The sequence below is a fragment of the Rhodococcus sp. ACPA1 genome (genome assembly GCF_002300195.1).
GTDB lineage: Bacteria > Actinomycetota > Actinomycetes > Mycobacteriales > Mycobacteriaceae > Rhodococcus_F > Rhodococcus_F opacus.
In genome coordinates, this window is the sequence record NZ_NSDX01000005.1 from 572,544 (window position 1) to 592,199 (window position 19,656).

General features: G+C 67.6%; 18 protein-coding genes and 1 riboswitch. Of the genes, 6 read left to right on the forward strand and 12 right to left on the reverse strand.

All coding sequences use genetic code 11. The features are described 5' to 3' along the window. The 7 genes from CJ177_RS27095 to CJ177_RS27125 all read right to left on the reverse strand — a co-directional run bounded on the left by CJ177_RS27095 (position 1) and on the right by CJ177_RS27125 (position 7,535). Positions 1-738 (reverse strand): ABC transporter ATP-binding protein, encoded by a 738-nt coding sequence (locus CJ177_RS27095; protein WP_005244318.1) that lies wholly within the window; start codon positions 736-738, stop codon positions 1-3. Then, positions 735-2,558, reverse strand: a complete 1,824-nt coding sequence (locus tag CJ177_RS27100) for an ATP-binding cassette domain-containing protein (protein ID WP_005244316.1) — start codon at positions 2,556-2,558, stop codon at positions 735-737. The genes CJ177_RS27095 and CJ177_RS27100 overlap by 4 nt, the downstream gene beginning before the upstream one ends. 3 nt (positions 2,559-2,561) lie before the next feature. Beyond that, on the reverse strand, positions 2,562-3,419 hold the full coding sequence (locus CJ177_RS27105) for a branched-chain amino acid ABC transporter permease (protein ID WP_095869035.1): 858 nt from the start codon (positions 3,417-3,419) through the stop codon (positions 2,562-2,564). 22 nt (positions 3,420-3,441) lie between these two features. Then, positions 3,442-4,659 (reverse strand): ABC transporter substrate-binding protein, encoded by a 1,218-nt coding sequence (locus tag CJ177_RS27110; protein ID WP_095869036.1) that lies wholly within the window; start codon positions 4,657-4,659, stop codon positions 3,442-3,444. A 118-nt stretch (positions 4,660-4,777) separates the two neighbouring features. After that, positions 4,778-5,602 (reverse strand): SDR family oxidoreductase, encoded by an 825-nt coding sequence (locus CJ177_RS27115; RefSeq protein WP_095869037.1) that lies wholly within the window; start codon positions 5,600-5,602, stop codon positions 4,778-4,780. 62 nt (positions 5,603-5,664) lie between these two features. Next, positions 5,665-6,726, reverse strand: coding sequence for a YbhN family protein (locus CJ177_RS27120; RefSeq protein WP_005244308.1), 1,062 nt, complete (start codon positions 6,724-6,726; stop codon positions 5,665-5,667). Positions 6,727-6,752: 26 nt separating this feature from the next. Beyond that, the gene (locus CJ177_RS27125) at positions 6,753-7,535 is read right to left on the reverse strand and encodes an SDR family NAD(P)-dependent oxidoreductase (protein ID WP_095869038.1); all 783 of its coding nucleotides are present in this window, start codon (positions 7,533-7,535) and stop codon (positions 6,753-6,755) included. A gap of 138 nt (positions 7,536-7,673) precedes the next feature. Between CJ177_RS27125 and CJ177_RS27130 the strand changes: the two genes are divergently transcribed. Beyond that, complete coding sequence (locus CJ177_RS27130) at positions 7,674-8,411, forward strand: VIT family protein (RefSeq protein WP_005244306.1); 738 nt, start codon at positions 7,674-7,676, stop codon at positions 8,409-8,411. A gap of 13 nt (positions 8,412-8,424) precedes the next feature. On the opposite strand, the gene CJ177_RS27135 is transcribed toward CJ177_RS27130, so the two are convergent. From CJ177_RS27135 to CJ177_RS27145, 3 genes are read right to left on the reverse strand one after another with little or no spacing between them, the layout of a single operon-like run. Next, the gene (locus tag CJ177_RS27135; protein WP_005244305.1) at positions 8,425-9,309 is read right to left on the reverse strand and encodes a universal stress protein; all 885 of its coding nucleotides are present in this window, start codon (positions 9,307-9,309) and stop codon (positions 8,425-8,427) included. 46 nt (positions 9,310-9,355) lie between these two features. After that, positions 9,356-10,891, reverse strand: a complete 1,536-nt coding sequence (locus CJ177_RS27140) for a CYTH and CHAD domain-containing protein (RefSeq protein WP_095869039.1) — start codon at positions 10,889-10,891, stop codon at positions 9,356-9,358. 45 nt (positions 10,892-10,936) lie between these two features. Continuing rightward, positions 10,937-11,893 (reverse strand): pseudouridine synthase, encoded by a 957-nt coding sequence (locus CJ177_RS27145; RefSeq protein WP_095869040.1) that lies wholly within the window; start codon positions 11,891-11,893, stop codon positions 10,937-10,939. 84 nt (positions 11,894-11,977) lie between these two features. On the opposite strand from CJ177_RS27145, the gene CJ177_RS27150 reads away from it, so the two are divergent. Further along, a complete protein-coding gene (locus tag CJ177_RS27150; protein ID WP_179443302.1) occupies positions 11,978-14,020 on the forward strand; it encodes a CocE/NonD family hydrolase in 2,043 nt (680 codons plus the stop codon). A 40-nt stretch (positions 14,021-14,060) separates the two neighbouring features. Further along, positions 14,061-14,939 carry an oxidoreductase gene (locus CJ177_RS27155; protein WP_005244298.1) on the forward strand — a complete coding sequence of 293 codons (879 nt, stop codon included), beginning with the start codon at positions 14,061-14,063 and terminating at the stop codon, positions 14,937-14,939. 21 nt (positions 14,940-14,960) lie between these two features. Here the strand turns inward: CJ177_RS27155 and CJ177_RS27160 are convergent, their stop codons facing one another. Both CJ177_RS27160 and CJ177_RS27165 read right to left on the reverse strand, forming a co-directional pair. Beyond that, a complete protein-coding gene (locus tag CJ177_RS27160; protein ID WP_005244295.1) occupies positions 14,961-15,383 on the reverse strand; it encodes an organic hydroperoxide resistance protein in 423 nt (140 codons plus the stop codon). A gap of 2 nt (positions 15,384-15,385) precedes the next feature. After that, positions 15,386-15,838, reverse strand: a complete 453-nt coding sequence (locus tag CJ177_RS27165) for a MarR family winged helix-turn-helix transcriptional regulator (protein ID WP_095869238.1) — start codon at positions 15,836-15,838, stop codon at positions 15,386-15,388. Positions 15,839-15,910: 72 nt separating this feature from the next. After that, a riboswitch (TPP riboswitch) is annotated at positions 15,911-16,015 on the forward strand. A 48-nt stretch (positions 16,016-16,063) separates the two neighbouring features. Between CJ177_RS27165 and CJ177_RS27170 the strand changes: the two genes are divergently transcribed. From CJ177_RS27170 to CJ177_RS27180, 3 genes are all read left to right on the forward strand, one after another. Next, entirely contained in the window at positions 16,064-16,828 is a 765-nt protein-coding gene (locus CJ177_RS27170; protein WP_005572716.1) for a 3-oxoacyl-ACP reductase, read from the forward strand. Between the two features lies 1 nt (position 16,829). Then, complete coding sequence (locus tag CJ177_RS27175) at positions 16,830-18,125, forward strand: LLM class flavin-dependent oxidoreductase (RefSeq protein ID WP_025431884.1); 1,296 nt, start codon at positions 16,830-16,832, stop codon at positions 18,123-18,125. Positions 18,126-18,245: 120 nt separating this feature from the next. Next, positions 18,246-19,655: a CitMHS family transporter gene (locus CJ177_RS27180; RefSeq protein WP_061040689.1), complete on the forward strand. Its 1,410-nt coding sequence runs from the start codon at positions 18,246-18,248 to the stop codon at positions 19,653-19,655. Position 19,656 lies beyond the last annotated feature (1 nt).

A 19,656-nucleotide genomic window follows, 5' to 3' on the forward strand; every position in this document is an offset into this window, starting at 1 on the left:
TCAGCCGACGCGTCCGAAGTAGGCGTCGCGAATCACCGCCCGGTCATCGATCTCGCCTGCGTCCGCATCCATGACGACGCGTCCGACGTCGAGGACCGTGACGTGGTCGGCCACGCTCATCGCGGCGTCGACCGCCTGCTCGACGAGGAGCACCGCCAGCCCCGCTTCCTTGAGGGCGGTCACGCGTTCCATCACTTCGTTCACGATCACCGGCGCGAGCCCCCCGGAAGGCTCGTCGAGCAGAAGCAGTGTCGGTTCGGCCATCAGCGCCTGCCCGATCGCCAGCATCTGCTGCTGCCCGCCGGACATCGCACCCGCGAGCAGGTCACGTTTCCGGCCGAGGACGGGGAACAAGTCGTAGATGCGCGCGACCTCCTCGCGTACGGCCGACCGTCTCATCTTGCGGACGTACCCGCCGAGAATCAGGTTCTGTTCCACGGTCTGCCGGTGGAACACCCTCTTGCCCTCCTGCACGTAGGCCATCCCCTGGCGGACCCTCCGGTGCGGCGCCACCTTCGAGATGTCGCGGCCGTCGAACTCGATCGTCCCGGCCGAAACCTTGTTCAGTCCCGAGATGGCACGCAGGGTGCTGGTCTTCCCTGCACCGTTCCGCCCGAGCAGCGCGGTGACCTTGCCGGGCCACACGTCGAGCGAGACGTCCCACACCACCCGGAGGTCGCCGTAACCGGACTGCACATTCCGCAGGCTCAGTAGGGGCTTCGTCGTCTGCTCGCTCATGAGGTCGCCTCTCCGGCCAGTTCCGTGCCGTCGGCGACTACGCCGAGGTATTCGCTGAGTACGCGAGGGTCGTGTTCGATCTCGGACGGCGCACCCACCGCGATGACGCGTCCCTGGGCGAGCACGACGATGGTGTCGGCGAGTGCGAGTACCAAGCGGAAATTGTGCTCGACCAGCACGATCGTGCATCCGGCATCGCCGAGTTGCCGGATCAGGCCGGCAAGCCGTTCCACTTCGTCCTCGTCGAGGCCGGACGCAACCTCGTCGAGCAGGAGAAGCCGTGGCTTCGCGACCACCGACCGGGCGACCTCGAGTAGCCTCCGCATTCCCAGGGGCAGTGCGGTGGCGGTCTCGTCGCGCAGATGCGACAGCCCCACGATGTCGAGTGCGCGTTCCGCCTCGGCGACGTCGCCGACGCGGACCTTGTGGTGGCGGGGAAGCCGCAACACGGTCGACAACATCGACACTCGATCGGTGCTGTATCGACCCGAGGCCACGGCCTCGAGAACGGTGACGCCGTCGGGGATGTCGGGTGTCTGGAAGGTTCGTGCCACGCCGCATCTGGCGACCTGTTCCGGCGCCCTGCCCTGGACTTCGTTGTCACCGATCAGGATTCGTCCGCTGTCGGGACGGTAGAACCCGCAGATCATGTTCAGCATCGTGGTCTTGCCCGAGCCGTTCGGCCCGATCAGTGCGGTGATGCTGCCGGGTTCCGCACGCAGCGACGCATTGTCGAGCGCCTGGTTGCCGCCGAATGCCTTCGAGATGCCGTCGACCACGAGTGTCCGACCCGACATCGGTTCCATCGCAGACCGGCCCGTGTCCGCGTGGCGGGTTCCCGTTCGCGTGCCGGTCAGGCCTGCCGCCCGGTCCAACCGGGCCGCGGCCTGCTTGGCGACTTTCGCGAGGCCACCACTGAGGAGGACGCCGCCGAGAATCAGGAATCCACCGTAGAAGACCAGCGCATACTGCTGGAACTCGGACGATTGGTTGGGGCCGAGCTGCATGATCGCTGCCCCGATCGCCGCGCCGTAGACGCTCGTCGCACCGCCGAGGATGCACGCCGCCAGAACTGCTGTCGCGAAGGTGAATCCGAACGCCTCCGGAGAGACGTACATGTCGATGTTCGCGAACAATGCGCCTGCGAGGCCGGCGGGGAACGCGCCGATCGCATAACCGAGAAGTTTCATCCGGAACACCGAGATGCCCACCGAGGAGGCCAGTACCGGGCTCTGTTTCAGTGTGCGGAACGCGATACCGTGCCGGGAGACCACCAGGTTGCGCATGACCGTGAACCAGAGGATCGCGACGATGACGACGACCATGTAGAACCTGTCCGCGTCCACTACTTCACCGAACAGGGTTGCCGGTTCGATGCCGCTGAGTCCGTTCCGGCCACCGGTGGTATCCCCGAAGACGGCAATGATGTCCGGGACGAGGAGAACGAGGAAGAACGAGGTCATCGCCAACGACCAACTACCGAGACGCAATCCGGGGATACCGGTGACGATGCCCACCGCGAGCGCGACCAGACCCGAGGCGATCAACTGCAGCACGATGTCCGTGTAACCGGCGATCGACATCAACCCGGCGGTATAGGCCCCGGCCGCGTACATCGCGGCCTGGCCGAGCGCGAGTTCACCCGCATAGCCGAGACTGAGGTTGAGTCCGCTGACGACCAGCGCGAGGATGCAGGCGAGTTGTACCTGGCGGGACAGCGCGAAGTCGAGACCGAACTCCGGCAGGAACAGCACGAGGAGGCCGACGGTGAGCGGGAAGAGCCAACTCGGAACCGATCGAATCAGGCGCCACAAGGACATTGGTTACACCACCCGTTCCCGCACCCGGCCGAACAGTCCGGCCGGACGCACCATGAGGATCGCGATGAGGACCACGAAGACCGCGATGTTGCTGTACTGGCTACCCAGCTCGAGAGCTGCGAACGACTCGACGAGACCGACGGTGAGACCCCCGACCAGTGCGCCGGGGAGCGAGCCGAACCCGCCGATCGCCAATGCGACGAAGCCCTTGATGGCCAGCGCCGAACCGAGTGTGGCCACCGCGAACGTCTTGGGACCCACGAAGAGCCCGAGGAAGCCGGCGAGAGCGCCGGAAAAGGCGAACGCACCGAGGGCGAGCGCCCGGACGTTGACACCGCGTAGCAGGGCCGCTTCGCGGTCCTCGGAGATGCCCAGGAGGGCGAGACCCGTCATGGTCCGTGTGCCGACGCGGCCGAGGACGACCACCAGCACGATCGCCAGAATCAGCAGCACGATCTCGACCGGATAGGTGCGGCCGCCGAGTACCGTGATCGGATCGTTCGAACCGAAGAACGGGACGGTGAGCGGTTCGCTTCCCCAGATCAGCTGCGTCGCACCGTTGATCAGAGTCGCGGCGCCGAGCGTGGTGACGAGCTGATTCTGGTGATCACGGACCGGCCGGACTGCGACGATCTCCTCGACGCCGGCCAGGATCGTCACCGTGACCGTCGCGATCACCGCGACGACGAGGATCGGCAACTCCAGGGTGACCAGTCCGGTGTAGGCGACGAAGGTTCCCACCATCATCAGCTGGGCCTGAGCGAAGTTGAACGTGTGGGACGAGATGAAGACGATGTTGTAGCCGATCGCTACGAGCGTGTAGACCGCCCCCAGCGCGAGGCCCGACCAGACAATGGTCACCGGGATCTCCTGTGGTCGAGGGTCACGCGCTCGGGTTTCCGTACTGGCCGTTGAGGAGTGGGCTCGGGGGCACGAACGTGTACGCTTCGTCTCCCGGTTTCGATGCGTGGGAGTCTGCCGAGAAGTGGTAGGACGGGGAGAACGCGGTCTCGGCGCTGTCGAGGACTTCCTGGTTCTCGAGCGCATCGGCGAGGGCTTCGGGATCGGACGAGGATCCGGCCTTGTTCGCGGCGGCCACCACGAGGGGCAGTGCGTCGTAATTGTCGGCGAGGATCAGCGTCGATGGGATGTCGCCCATGGCCTTCATGTTGTCGACCATGGTGTTGACCGCGGAGTCGTCGGCGTCGTAGACGGTACTCGAGAGGACGTGCATGACCAGATTCGCCGTTGCCGGAGTGCCGAGCGCACCTTCCGGTGCAGCCTTCGAGACCAGTGACGTTCCCGCGACCGAGGTGTTTCCGACGAGCGGAATGTTCCAGTCGAGCCGCTGAAGGCTTGCGAGAAGGTATCCGAGTGGTGCCCCGTAGGCGTCCACGACGAGCGCCTGCGTGCCTCGGTTCTTCAGCGATTGCAACTGTGCCGTCATGTCGAGGGCTGCGGTGTCGTACTCCTCGGATCCGGTGCTACTCACACCTTCACCGCTCAGCGCGTCTTCCATCGCCTGTCCGAACACTTCACCGTAGGCGCTGCTCCCGTGGATGACGCCGACGGACTGATATCCCTTGCCCTTGATGTATCGCGCGATGGTCTCGGCGTTCTCGGCCGGTCCCGACGCGAGGTCGAAGTTGAGCGGGTATTTCTCCGGATTCGCCGAATCCTCGGTGGGCCCGATGTTGAACGAGAGGATCTTGTTCTGTGCGAGGATCGGCAGGGTCGCGGTAGTGATGGTCGACGGGCCGGAGTTGAGAAAGAGGTCGGGCTTCTTTCCCGACGCGATGGCCTCCCGCAGCTCGGACACGGCCGTGGTGGCGTCGCCCGCGTCGTCGACCACCGTGATCTCCACTTGGCGTCCGCCGACTCCGCCGGCCCTGTTCACCGCCTCCGCGCTTGCTTTCGCTGCGAGCACGGACGTCTGGGCATTCGCGGCGAGCGCGCCCTGCCCGCTGATCCCACCGGTCACGAGCACCCGATACGGGCCACCGGCGGCGTCGGCGTCGTCTGCGTCCGCGCCGGAACAGCCGGTGAGAGCGAGTGCGGTCACGGCGAGCGCCGCAGTGAGAGCTGAGGATCGGATTCGCATGGGCGCCCCTTTGACGTCACGGAAAGCAAGCAAGTGCTTGGTTCGGCAAAAGGTAGCAGAACTAACGGTCGATGTCCGCCGAATGTCCCACTCGGCGGGAGGATCTGGACGGGCCGAGTCAGCGGAACGACTGCCGGATCACCGGTTCTCGCCGCTCGAGGATGGTGGCGGTGTGCTGGCGCACCATGCTGTCGAGGTGCTCACCCTGCGGTGCGAGCCAGAAGTCGCCCCGGTCGATGCCTGCGAAGACCAATGCCGCGAACGTGTCTGCGTCGAGACCGTCGGTACCGAGCAGGTCGCGCATCTGCGCGACCATCCGATCGACGGCCGGATGGGAGACCGTCCCGAACGGGTTGTCGAAGACGGACGTGATGACGGGCCCCGGCGCGAGCACGCTCGCGGACACCGGGGCGCCCACCATGCTCAACTCCATCTGCAGGCACTCGGTGATCGCGACGACCGCGAACTTCGATGCGCTGTACGGCGACATCATCGGACCGGGCGCGAATCCACCGACCGATGCCGTGTTGACGACGCGTCCGCCGCCCTGGTCGATCATGCGCGGAACGAATGCCCGGATCCCGTTGACGACACCCGTGACGTTGACACCGAGGGCGGCGTCCCAGTCGGATTCGCCGAGTTGCCAGAGGAATCCGGCCCGCATGATTCCGGCGTTGTTGAAGAGCAGGTCCACCCGGCCGAACGAGTCGTACGCGAGATCGGCCAGGGCGTGCACGGACCCGGAGTCCGCGACGTCGGTCGCGCACGTGAGGGCGGCTCCGCCCAGGTCCGCGGCCAGACGGTCCAATGCGGCCGTGTCGATGTCGGCGAGGATCACGGCCATACCGCGGGCGTGCGCGTGCCGGGCTATCCCCGCCCCGATTCCCGAGGCCGCGCCGGTGACGACGACAACCTGCTTTTCCTGTGTTTCCGGTTCCGTCACGGCTCGACCGTAGGACCGTCGTCGGCCGCCTCGGCCCGGGTTTCTCTCTCAGCGGGACGTATTCACGTGCCGCGACGCCACAGCGGTTCGAGGTCCGGGCCCTCGTCGCCCTGCTGCTGCGCACCCCGGAAGCGTGCCGCGAAGACGATCCAGCCGATGGCGGCCATGAGCAGGAAGCTGACCAGGCGGTAGACGACGATCGCGGACACCGCCTCGGCGCCGGTCATTCCGCTGGCGGTCAGTGCAGGGACGAGCACGGCGTCCATGACACCGAGCCCTGCGGGCAGGAGTGGGATGGCCGAACCCGCGGCGTTGCCCGCCGCGTACGCGACGGCGAGTCCGGCGAACCCGGGATGGGCGCCGACCGCGTAGCACGCGAAGGCGAGGCACGAGGCGTCGGCGATCCAGTTGAACAGCGACCACCCGAACGCGCGGGCCGTGTCGCGGCGATCCATCCGGACAGCGCTCATCTGGTTCACGATGTGCTTCCACTGGCGGACACCGGTCAGCGGAGGCTTCTTTCGAAGCGCGTTGAATCCGCGCAGCGCGGTGACGCCGACACCTTCGAGGGCGTCGGGCCGCGACGCGGCGTACTGAGCCACGACGAGGAAGGCACACAGGCCGCCGAACGTGAAGATCAGCGAGAACGGGTTGGTCTTGGCCCCCACGAGCAGTGCGCCCGCCAGTCCGACGAGCGCCAGGCCGATGGCCTGGAGGACGCCGGCCATCACCAGTTGCCACGTCGCGACCACCGGTGACGCACCCCAGAGTCGCGTCTGCCGGTACGTGAACGTCGTCGCCAGAACCGGGCCGCCCGGCAGCGTCACGCTCATCGAATTGGAAGCGAACGTCACCGCGAGGGACTGCCGCTGTCTGACGTGCACATCCGCGACGCCCAGCAGGCAGCGCTGGACCCGGGCGAAACTCGACATCGACGCCAGCGATGCCACGACGGCCGCGGCCACCCATCCCCATTGGAGGTCGCCGAGGTTCTGGACGCTCTCGGAGAGGTCCGGCCAGATGAGGACGATCTCCACCGCGAGCACGACGACGAGCAGGCCGCCGATCACCCATTCGACTCGACGCCTGCGGGGCGTCGGGCGGGTGTCTTCGGCGTCAGTCATACGCGTCCATTACACATGGCCGGTGATCACACCGTGTATCCGCCGTCGACGTCGAGTTTCTGTCCGGTGACGAAACCGGCCCGGTCGCTCGCGAGGAAGCAGACCGCCTCGGCGACGTCGGCGGCGGTCCCGAACCGGCGTAGCGGTATCCGGCTCATGGCGGCGTCGAGTGCGCGCTGATCGAGTTCTTCGGAGTTGATCAGCCGCTCGGCCATGCCGTCGGTGAGCATTCCCGGGCCGACCGAGTTGAAGCGGACGCCGTAGCGGCCCTCCTCGGCGGCGAACCCCTTGACCAGTTGTTCGATCGCGCCCTTGGTGCCCGGCGACAGTCCGTCGCGCACCGGATATCGGCTGGTGGCCGCGGTCGTGACCGCGACGACGGAACCGGACGCTTCCCGCAGCGCGGGGAGGGCGGCCTTGACGACGGTGAAGAAGGCGACCGCTTCCTGTTCGAGGTGCTCGGCGTAGTCCCGGGGAGCGACCTCGGACAGGTGGATCATCGGAATGTGCGGTCCTGCGGCGTGAACGAGGACGCCGAGGCCGCCGAAGTGTTCGATGGTCTGTTTCACGACACTCGTGACGCGGGGCTGGTCGGTGAGGTCGGCGGAGAACGACTGCGCTCCGACGCCGCGGCTTTCCAGTTCGCCGACGAGGTCCGCGGCGACGTCGGCATTGGATCGGTAGGTGATGGCCACGTCGTGGCCGAGGGTCGCGAGTTGTCGTGCGATGGCGGAGCCGATGCCGCCGGTGCCGCCCGTGACCAGTGCGGCGCAGCGACGTCGGGGGGTGCTGGTGGCGGGTGTCGCCATGAGGAACTCCAAGCGTGTGAGGAACGAGCGTCCCTAACCTAGCAACTGCTTGGTTTTGGTGTGCGGGAACGGTTCGCCCCGGCCGAGCGCAGCCTAGCCTGGCTATCCGACCAGGCCTTTTCGTCTTAGCCTGAACGCATGTCAGCAGAGAACGCCGAGCGGGCCGAGCCCTCGCGGCATCCAGACGAACCGCACGCACCCAGTCTGGCGAGCCGCCTCAACTGGTTGCGGGCCGGGGTCCTCGGCGCCAACGACGGCATCGTGTCGACTGCAGGCCTGGTGGTCGGGGTGGCCGCGGCCACCACCGAACGATCGGCGATCTTCACCGCCGGATTCGCGGGTCTCGCGGCCGGGGCGGTGTCGATGGCCCTGGGCGAGTACGTCTCGGTGAGCACCCAGCGCGACACCGAACGCGCTCTCCTGTCGAAGGAACGCCGCGAACTCACCGAGACCCCCGACGTCGAGTTCGAGGAACTCGTCGCGATGTACGAGGCCAAGGGGCTGAGTGGTGACACCGCCCGGACGGTTGCGCGCGAACTCACCGACCACGATGCGTTCGCCGCCCATGTGGACGTGGAACTGGGCATCGACCCGGACGACCTGACCAACCCCTGGCAGGCTGCGGGATCCTCGGCGCTGTCCTTCACGCTCGGCGCCCTCGTCCCGCTGCTGGCGATCCTCGTACCGCCTGTGCACCTGCGTATTCCGGTGGCGTTCTTCGCCGTGCTGGTCGCGCTGGCCCTCACGGGCACCGTCAGCGCGGCTCTCGGCGGAGCACAGCGCACCCGGGCAGTGCTCCGCGTCGTGCTGGGCGGGGCGCTCGCGATGATCGTCACGTACGGCATCGGCCAGTTGGTGGGGACGGGCATCGCCTAGCTTCGGGCGACCGTCACTCGCTCCGGCAGATCATGACCGGACACGTCGCGTGGTGGAGCAGATTCTGGCTCGTCGAGCCCATCAGCGCGCCGAGCAGCGGTCCTCGGCCGTGGCTGCCGACGACGATGAGCTGGGCGTCCCCAGCATGCCGCAGTATGACGTCGGCTGCGGCGCCCTGCTCGGCCACCCTCGTCACGGACACGTCCGGGTATCGTTCCGATTCGCCCGCGAGGCCCTCGGAGAGCAGTGCCTCTTCTTCCTGCTTCACGGCGTCCCAGTCGACGAGCATGCCGGTGCCGCCCGCGCCGAGCGTGGGGGAGCCCTGCCACGTGTGGACGGCGCTCAGCGGCGCCTCGAAGAACGACGCGAACTCGAATGCGTGGGCCACGGCGTCGCGGCTGAGGTCGCTTCCGTCGACCCCGACCACCACCGGACGCTGGTCGGGTGTGGTGACTTCACCCCGGAGAACGATCACCGGGCAGGGTGCGCGGTTGACGACGTGCAGCGCCGTCGAGCCGAGCAGCACCGAACGGATCGCTCCCGTTCCCGTGGATCCGAGCACGATCAATCGCGCCCAGTCGGCGGCCTCGAGCAGCGCGGTGCCCGCGGGACCGGGACTGATGGTCGTCTCGATCTCGAGACCGGGGAACTTCGGTCCCAGTAGCCGCTTCGCCGTCCCGATGATGGCCTCGCCGTCCTCGCGCAGCTGACTGAGGAACTGCGACTCCAGCATGATCGCAGCGGGGCTGTACAGCGGCCCGTCCTGCGGCAGAGCGTGCACGAGCGACAGCGTGGCACCCCACTTCGACGCGACTGCGGCGCCCCACAGGGCGGCGGCGGTGGAGGCGTCGGATCCGTCCAGGCCGACGACGACGGAATGACTGGCGGGTGTGCTCACGTCTGACTCCCTTCGCTCACGCTGTTGGGTACTCCCCGACTGTGCCCTACTTCCAGACTTTTCGGGCCGCCTTCCTCGCGGTCTTCCACTCGGGTTTCACCAGCGGCGTCAGGGTGTCGCCGCGATCGAGCTCACGCTGCAAGAGCATTCCGAGGCCCAGGCTCGACTCGGCGGAGTGCTGATCCTCCGCGACCATCGCGAGGATGTGGTCCCGTGCGACGACGGCGTCCTGGTACTCGCCGAGCACGTCCTGGAAGCCCTTGAACTTCGTCTGAGCGCGGCCGGAGGCCTTCGGTGCCAGCGACCGCGTCGCCTCGATCGCATAGCGCATTCGCTTGGCGCGCTTGCGCGCTCGGTGTGTCAGTTCGTCGCGCTCGCCCCGGGTGGTCGCGGCCGTCGCCTTCCGCACGCGCTTGCGGACGGACTTCGACAAGGTGCGCAGGGATTTCGCCACGGCCTTCTTCGAGGGCTCGCCGCCCCCGGACGCCTCGACGGCGACGAGGAATGTGTCGAGCCCGGCGAGCAGGTCGAGGTAGCGCTGGGAGTTGAGGGCAGCCAGGGCCGCGGGCCGGGCCGTCGCGGCGAGTCCCGAGAAGTATTCGTCGAGGCGCGCCCGCACGACCTCGCGATCGGGTATTTCCTCGGCGCCACCCAGCCGGTCCACGAGCCGGCTCCACTGCACCTCGGTGTCCCGCGCCGAGCCGAGGGCCTGACCGACCCAGCGGAGTTCGACGATCAACTCGTCGACGGTTTCCTGATCGCGCAGGCTGGACCCGTACACCTGGAGGACACTCCGGATGCGCCGGGCCGAGACCCGGAGGTCGTGGACGGACTCCTCGAGGTCGCGCCGCACGCCGAGGTCGGCCGTCACGAGAGAATCCTTCTGCGTCGCCAGGTACTCCAGCAGCAGTGTCCGGGGAGTGGACCCCTTCTTCCTGCGCGCGGGGCGCGGGGTGCCGGTCACCGCGTCGCCGAGCGCCCGCCGCAACTTCGACGGCGCGTCCGACCGAGCTATCCCGGCGTCCGTCAGCCGGGAGTCGATGGCGTCGAACAGGTTTCGGTCTCCGGCCGCGAGCTCCACTTCGATCTCGCGCCACACCCGCTCGTCGGATCCGGTCCCCGTCTCGGGGACGGCGGCGATCACGACGTCCGAGACGACCTCGGCGAGCGTCGTCCCCGCCGCGTCCACGAGCCGCTGCCGTTCGCGATCGGTGCTGATGAGCGCGACCGGGTTCAGGGCGGCGCCGCGGGTGACGGCAGTGAGCAGTTCCGCGAATTCCCGGGGCACTTCCGTCTCGGGGAGCTCGGCGTCGGGCGCCAACTGCAACTCGGTCCGCTCGTCCGCGCCTGCCGGGATCTTCAGGTGCCAGCCGGCGTCGTCGCCGCCTTCCCGGCGGCGGAGGGTGATTCCGGCGCGCAGCAGCAGAAGTTCGCCCGTGTCGTAGTACAGGGCGGACAGCTGAACGGTGTCGCGCCGCGGTTCACCGTCCACACCGGGCAATCCCGAGAGGCTGGGTATCTGCTGGTCCGAACCGGCCTCGTACTTGCGTTCCACTTCGGAGACGGACGTCGCGGTACTCATGTCCCCATCCTTCCGTCTGACCGGCCTGGGGGAAAGAAGCCGAGGTCACTCCGGCCAGTCGAGGCTCCGGACGCTCGCGAAGCGTCGCGTGACGCCGGAGTAGGGGTCGGCGAATGCGACGGACCGGGCCAGCAGCCGCAGCGGCGTCGAATAGTCGTCGGCGGCAACGTCGTAGAAGTCGGGATAGAAGTTGTCGCCGTGGATCGGGATGCCGAGCGAACTCATGTGCAGCCGCAACTGGTGCGTCTTTCCGGTGTGCGGCAGCAGCCGGTACCGGGCCGCGTCGCCGTGGACCTCGAGGAGTTCGATGCGGCTCTCGCTGTTGGCGGGACCGTCCACCTCGTACGCCTTCAGGACGCCCCGCTCCTTGACGATTCGACTGCGGACGGTGGCGGGCAGCGGGAGGTCAGGGTCGTAACGGGCGACGGCCTCGTACTCCTTGACCACCCGGCGCTGGTCGAACAGCGACTGGTAGTCGCGCCGGACCTCACGCCGCACCGTGAAGATCAGCACCCCGGCGGTCAATCGGTCGAGGCGGTGCGCGGGTGTCAGTTCCGGGAGGTCGAGGTCTCTGCGCAACCGGACCAGCGCCGACTCGGCGATATACGCGCCGCGTGGGGTGCTGGCCAGGAAGTGGGGTTTGTCCACGACGAGGAGGTTCTCGTCGCGGTGGAGGATCTCGATCTCGAACGGCACCCGTTTCTCGACCGGCGGATCCCGGTACAGGTACACGAATCTGCGGGGTGCGAACGGGGTGGACTCGGTGATCGGCTGCCCGCGCTCGTCGACGACCTCCGCGGTGGCCACCTTCTCGCGGAGACGGGTCTCGTCGTGTGGAAAACGTGCGACGAGGTACTCGAGCACGGTCGGCCACGAGCCGTCGTCCGGCATCCTCAGCCGCGTCGGGTTGAGGCCGTCGCGGACGGGAAGTGGGGCGTCGGGCACCCCGTCACGGTAGACGACAGGCTGCGGAAATCCGCCGTTGACCGCGGCAGAACTCATGGTTACTATCCGGTAAGTTTGTGACGCGGGCCACCCTGACTGGTCGCTGAGGCGCGTCATCGGAGGATTTCACGGGGGTTCGTGGTGATCGTGCGTCGATGGGCGTTTCGACCGGGTGCGGTGGCAGTCGCTCTGGCAGTGGGGGTGGGGCTCGCGGTGGTGCCCACGGTGACGGCGTCGGCGGATCCGACGGGCGGGGCGGCGGGGGTCGCGTGGAACGCCGCGGTCGACGCGCCGCCCGAGTACCCGGTGATCGCGATCGACTGGGACGTCCCCATCACCATGAGCGACGGAACGGTGCTGAAGGCCAACGTCTATCGCCCCGCGGACGCCTCCGGCACCCCGATCGACACCAAGATGCCGTCGGTCCTCAACATCACGCCGTATACGAAGCTGGTCGGCAACGTCGTCGATTCCGTGTTCGCGGTTCCGGGGCTCGAGGACACCGTCGTCGACCTGGTGAACTCCTTCGACCTCGCCGGAACCCCGTTCGACGGTGTCGGGGAAGCGGCCAAGGTGCTCACCGGTGGCGGCATGCGCGTCTTCGGGATCAACCGCGACCTCGTCCGGAACGGGTACACCCAGGTTGTGGTCGATGCGCGGGGCACCGGCCTCTCCCAGGGGGAATGGCAGGCGCTCGGTCCGCTCGAGCAGCAGGACTCCGTCGAGATCATCGACTGGATGAGCAAGCAGGGATGGTCCGACGGCACGGTCGGCATGGCGGGGGTGTCGTACTCGGGAATCAATTCGCTGCAGGCCGCGGGCCATCAGCCGCCGGCGTTGAAGGCGATCTTCCCGACCGAACCGGGCAACGATCTGCTCCGCGACATCGTCGGAACGGGCGGTGGTCTCGGCGTGGGATTCATGCCGCTGTGGCTGTCCCTGGTCAACGGTCTCAAGTTCGTTCCCGACGTCCAGGCCCTCGCGCAGGGGCGCTTCGACCAGCAGTGGCTGCAGGATCGGTTGCGGGATCCGCTGACGCTGTTCCCCGCACTGATCGAAGCCATGACCGCGCCGGACATCAACGGTCTCGACCCCGGCACGCTGCGGGTGGCGCAGGACGGCCAGTTCTACGAGGAGCGGAAGGCGCAGGCCGCGAACATCGAGGTGCCGACGATGCTCTACGGCGCGTGGCACGACATCTTCGCGAACAGCGAGCCGCGGGTCTACAACGACATCCCGCTGCCTGCCGGTGAGAAGCAGCTGATCATGAGCGACGCCTACCACATCTCGTTCGGTGGCGGCTTCGGTGAACAGGGTGCGCCGCCGCGACTCGACGTGCTCGAACGCGCCTGGTTCGACAAGTGGCTGAAGGGCATCGACAACGGCATCGACGAGTACGGCCCGGTCACGCTGTACCAGCAGGGCAACGGCTGGACCACCACTGATCAGTTCCCGCGGGCCGGTGTCGACTACCAGCGGATGTACCTGTCGGGTGCCCCCAGTGGCACCGCCGGGCACGCCGCCCACGACGGCAGCCTGGTGTCGGCGAAACCCGGCGACACAGCACGACTCACCGTCGCACCCGGACTCCGCGGGCTCTGTTCCCGCGACGGCGCACAGGGCACCGCAGGCGCGGCCGTCGTCTTCGGCTCGGTGTGCAGCAAGGACTCCCGGTTCGCCGAGGCCGAGGGGCTGACGTTCACCAGTGCCCCCGTCGCGCAGCCGACCGAGCTGTCGGGTCCGGTCAATCTGCACCTCGAAACGGTGCTCGACGCCCCGGACGGATTCTGGGCGGTGACACTGAACGACGTCGCACCGGACGGCACGTCGACCTCGCTCACCAATGGCGCTCTCACCGCTTCCATGCGGGCCGTGGACGATTCGAAGAGCACCAAGTCGGCGAACGGCGACTACACCGAACCGCACCATTATCTGACGGTGGACGCGCGTCAGCCGCTGGTTCCGGGTGAAGTGACACCGGTGGACATCAACTTCGTGCCCACCGACGCCGTCCTCGCGCCGGGGCACCGGCTGCGGGTCGACGTGTACGCGGGCAGCGTCCCCCGGTACCTGCCGCTCGGACCGATTCTGGCCGACAGTCAACTGAAGCCGCAGCACGTCGCGTTGTCCCCGAATCGGCCGAGTTTTCTCAATCTGCCGCTGGTCGGAGCGCAGGCGTGGTGAAAGGTTCACGCCACGTCCCGAGATCCGTAGGGTTGAAGTCATGACCAAGTGGACAGCTTCGGACATCGTCGATCAGAGCGGCCGCACGTTCGTCGTCACGGGTGCCAACAGTGGTCTGGGGGAGGTGGCCGCGCGGGCTCTGGGAAAGGCGGGGGCGCACGTCGTGCTGGCCTGTCGTAACACCCACAAGGGGGAGGTCGTCGCACGGTCGATCGGTGACAACGCCGAGGTGCGCCGCCTCGATCTGTCCGACCTCGCCTCGGTGCGCGAGTTCGCCGTCGGCGTCGATTCCGTCGACGTGCTCGTGAACAACGCAGGCGTGATGGCGGTTCCGCAGCGCAAGACCGCCGACGGATTCGAAATGCAGATCGGCACAAATCATCTCGGGCACTTCGCGTTGACCGGCCTGCTGCTCGGCAAGATCACCGATCGGGTCGCCACGATGTCGAGTGCCGCACATCAGGCGGGAACGATTCACCTCGACGACCTCAACTGGGAACGCCGCAAGTACAACCGTTGGAGCGCGTACGGGCAGTCGAAACTCGCGAATCTGCTGTTCACGTACGAATTGCAGCGCAGGCTGTCCGCGGCGGGGTCACCCGTGAAAGCGGTGGCCGCGCACCCCGGTTACGCGTCGACCAATCTGCAGGCCCACACCGAGTCGGTGCAGGACAAGCTGATGGCCGTCGGCAACCGGATCTTCGCGCAGTCGGCGGAGATGGGGGCGCTGCCGATGCTGTACGCGGCCACGGCCCCCGACGTGATCGGCGGCAGCTACATCGGGCCGGACGGCCTGTTCGAGCAGCGTGGCCACCCGAAGGTGGTGGGCTCCAACAAGAAGTCGCGGGACGAGCACACCGCGCGGGCGCTGTGGGCGCTGTCGGAGGACCTGACGGGCGTCGAGTTCAAGTTCGGGTGACGCGACGCCCGTCAGGGTTGCTCAGTCTTCGGTGACCTCGAGGGTGACGTCGATGTTGCCGCGGGTGGCGTTGGAGTAGGGGCACACCTGGTGTGCCTTCTCGGTCAGTTCGAGCGCCTCGGCGCGGGGCAGGTGGGGGAGGGACACCTCGAGGGTGACGGCGAGACCGAATCCACCGCTGTCCGTCGGGCCGATGCCGACGCGGGCGCCGACGGCGGAGTCGGCGACGTTCGCCTTCGCCTGACGGCCGACCAACTGGAGTGCGGAGTGGAAGCATGCCGCGTACCCGGCGGCGAACAGCTGCTCGGGGTTGGTGCCGTCGCCGGACCCACCCATCTCGGTGGGGATCGCGAGGTTCAGGTCGAGCCGGCCGTCGGACGTGCGGGCGTGGCCGTTGCGGCCTTCTCCGGTCGCGAGGGCTTCGGCGGTGTAGACGATCTTCATGGTTACTTCTCTCCTGTAGGGGTGTTGACGCTGTGAAGTGATTCGGTGAGCCGCGACAGGGTGTCCCGCAGGGCGACGAGCTCGTCGATGCCCATTCCCGTCGAGTCGGCGAGTTCGGCGGGAATGCCCTCCGCGGCGGCGCGGAGGGCCGCACCCTTCTCGGTGAGGTGGATTCCGACCCGGCGCTCGTCGGCCGAGGAGCGTCGGCGTTCGACCAGGCCCAGGGTTTCGAGCCGCTTGAGCAGCGGTGACAGCGTGCCGGTGTCGAGGTCGAGGGCATCGCAGATCTCACGTACTCCACGGCCGTCCTGTTCCCAGAGCACCAACAGCACGAGGTACTGCGGGTAGGTCACTCCCAACGAGTCGAGCATCGACCGGTATCTCGCCGTCATGGCCCGGGAAGCCGAGTACAGGGCGAAGCACACCTGGCGGTCGAGGGCGAGGTTGTCGGTCACCACTGAATAGTTGCACACAACTAGGTTGTGCACAACCAAGAACTGGAATCGGTGATTGCGCTTACACTGTTGGCCAGTGACACGGGGTGCTGCCCGGCGACGAGCCGGACGGCTGAGAACAGACCCGTCGAACCTGAACTGGGTAATGCCGGCGAAGGGATGTCGCGGAGACGCCCGTATGCGCTCATCCGATGTCTCGTCGCCGACCTAACGGAAGGTGACAGCATGCAGCTCGACAAGCAGATCGTCCTGGTGACCGGCGGTGGGCGGGGCCTCGGCGCCGCCATCGTGCGGTCGTTCGCGGCGCAGAACGCGCGGGTGATCGTGAACTACCGGAACAGCCGGGAGGCGGCCGAAGAACTCGCGACCTCCCTGGGTGCGGACCGTGCGGTCGCGCTCCGGGCCGACGTCACGGACGCCGGACAGGTGGCGGCGCTGTTCTCCGCGGCGGAGGAACACTTCGGCTCACCGGTGACCACGGTGATCAACAACGCGCTCGCCGACTTCTCCTTCAACGGCGACGCACGCGACAAGGCGGACGTCATCACGTGGGATGCCTTCGACTCGCAGCTGCGTGGCAGCGTGAAGGCGACCCTGCACACGACGCAGGCCGCGCTGCCGGGCATGCGTTCGCTCGGGTTCGGCCGGATCGTGAACATCGGAACCAACCTGTTCCAGAACCCCGTCGTCCCGTACCACGACTACACGGCCGCCAAGGCCGCGGCGCTGTCGCTGACCCGTACGCTCGCGGCCGACCTCGGTCCCGACGGCATCACCGTCAACATGGTGTCGGGCGGGCTGCTCCGCACCACCGACGCGAGCGCCGCCACTCCCGACGAGGTGTTCGACCTCATCGCGGCGAGCACCCCGCTGCAGCGGGTCACCACGCCGGACGAGTTCGCCGACGCGGTGCTGTTCTTCGCGTCCCCGTGGTCGCGTGCGGTGACCGGCCAGAACCTCGTCGTCGACGGTGGACTGGTCAAGGACTGACATGAGCGACGCCCGGCAACTGCACTTCAACGCGTTCCTCTACAGCTGCGGGCACCACGGCGCCGCGTGGCGGCACCCGTCGTCCCAGGTGGAGCGCCTCTGCGACATCGCCTACTACGAGGAGTTGGCGCAGACCGCGGAGCGGGGCTGCCTCGACGCGGTGTTCTTCGCGGACGGGCATTCGGTGCGCGACCCCGCGTCCGGCGGCATGTGGTTCCTCGAACCGCTCACCGCGCTGTCCGCGATGGCGCGGGCGACGGAGCGGGTCGGACTGGTGACGACTGTGTCCACCACGTTCTACACACCGTTCCACGCCGCCCGGATGCTGGCATCGCTCGACCACATCAGCGGCGGCCGTGCCGGCTGGAACGTGGTGACATCCATGTTCGACGCCGAAGCGCGCAACCACGGACTCGAGGCGATGCCGCCGCACGACGAACGCTATTCGCGCGCCGCGGAGTTCGTCGACGTGGCACTCGCCCTGTGGGATTCGTGGGAGCCCGACGCGCTCGTGCTCGACCGTGAGGGCATCTTCGCGGACCCGGCCAAGGTGAAGCCGGTCGAGCATCGGGGAAAGCATTTCCTCGTGGACGGTCCGCTGAACGTGCCGCACTCGCCGCAGGGTCGTCCCGTGCTGTTCCAGGCCGGCGCGTCCGATCAGGGCCGCGACCTGGCCGCCCGGTGTGCCGAGGGCATCTACGCCGTCGCCTACGACCTCACGGCCGCGCAGAGCTACTACGGCGACGTGAAGCGGCGCATCCGCGCGGCGGGCCGCGACGCCGACGCGGTGGTCGTGATGCCCGGTCTCGTGACCTATGTCGGCTCGACCGGCGAGGAGGCCCGACGGAAGAAGGCGGAACTCGACGCGCTCCTGCCCGTCGAACAGTCGCTGGCGCAGTTGTCGATGTTCGTCCAGCAGGACTGCAGTGCCTGGGAATTGGACGCACCGGTTCCCGCCCTGCCGCCGCTGTCGGAGTTCACCGGGCCGCAGGGCCGGTACGACACGATCCTGCGGATCATCGACAAGGACCGTCCCACCGTGCGGTCGCTGCTGGGCACGTTGGCGGCCGGCGGCGGCCACTGCACCATGATCGGAACCCCGGAATCGATCGCCGACGAGATCGAGGTGTGGTTCCGCCGCGGCGGGGCCGACGGCTTCAACCTGATGCCGCCGCTCTACCCGAACGGCCTCGCCGACTTCGTCGACGAGGTGATCCCCGTCCTGCAGAAGCGTGGACTGTTCCGCGCGGAGTATGAGACAGAGACTCTGCGCGACCATCTCCGGGGGCGCCCGTAGTTGCCACCACAAAGAACACAACCTTCTCTAAGTACGCAACAGTGACTGTGAGCGTCCCTCCCCCCGACACTGGCTGTTATCGCGATCACACCACGACGCGAGTTCGGACGAGGAGTGGCAATGCTGGTAGCACTCGGCTTTCTGATGGTGGCCGTGTTCATGTTCTTGATCATGTCCAAACGGGCCACTCCCGTGGTCGGGTTGATCGCCGTCCCGGTCGCATTCGGGATCGCGGCCGGGGCGGGCCTCGGCATCGGCGACATGATCACCGACGGGATCAAGGCGCTGGCACCGACGGCCGCGTTGTTGTTCTTCGCGATCATCTTCTTCGGGATCATGATCGACGTCGGCCTGTTCGACCCGCTGGTGAAACTCATCCTCCGGCTCGTCCGCAACGACCCCATGCGGCTCGTCGTCGGCACCGCGGTGCTCGCGATGGTGGTGTCGCTGGACGGTGACGGATCCACGACGTTCATCATCGTGACGTCCGCACTGCTGCCGCTGTACATGAAGCTGAAGGTCAGCCCCGTGGTTCTGACGGTGGTCGCCGGCCTGGCGAACGGCGCGATGAACATCGTCCCGTGGGGTGGACCGACGGTCCGGGCCGCCGCGGCGCTCGGAATCTCACCGTCGGACGTGTTCGTCCCGATGATCCCGTCGCTGGTGGTCGGACTGCTCGTCGTGCTGCTGTTCGCCGTGCAGCTGGGCTACAGCGAACGCCGCCGCATCGGAACGCTCGAACTCACCGACGAGCGCCTCCTCGTCTCCGCAGGCTCCGGCCTCCGACGGTCCGTGACCGGATCCGGATCCGGGGGTAACGGCGACACACCCCGAACGGGTGGCGGCTCCGGCGACGCCGGATCGGACGACGGCCAGGGCTTCGTCGACGGTCTCGACCCCCAGCGGCCCACGCTGCGACCGAAGCTGCTGTGGTTCAACGCGCTCGTGACCGTGGCGCTGCTCGTCGTGCTCGTGATGGACGTGCTGCCGATTCCGGTCCTGTTCATGGTGGCCGCATCGATCGCGCTGACGGTGAACTTCCCGCGGGTCAAGGAACAGCAGGAAGCCATCACCCGCCACTCGTCGAGCATCGTCTCCGTGGTCGCGATGGTGTTCGCCGCGGCCGTGCTCACCGGCGTGTTCCAGGGCACCGGAATGGTCGAGGCCATGGCGCAGTGGCTGCTCGAGATCATCCCGGCCTCGCTCGGACCGCACCTGGCCGTCATCACGGGCATCCTGAGCCTGCCGTTCACGTTCTTCATGAGCAACGACGCCTTCTACTTCGGCATCATGCCCGTGCTCGCCGAGACGGCGGCCACGTACGGCATCGAGCCGGTCGAGATGGCCCGCGCATCCATCACCGGCCAGACGTTCCACATGCAGAGCCCCCTCGTCCCGGCCATCCTTCTGCTCGTGACCCTGGCGGGTGTCCCGCTGGCGGACCATCACAAGAAGGTGCTGTGGCGCGCGGCGCTGGTGTCGCTGTCGATGCTGGTGATCGGTGTGGTCCTCGGTCAGATCCCCTGGTGAC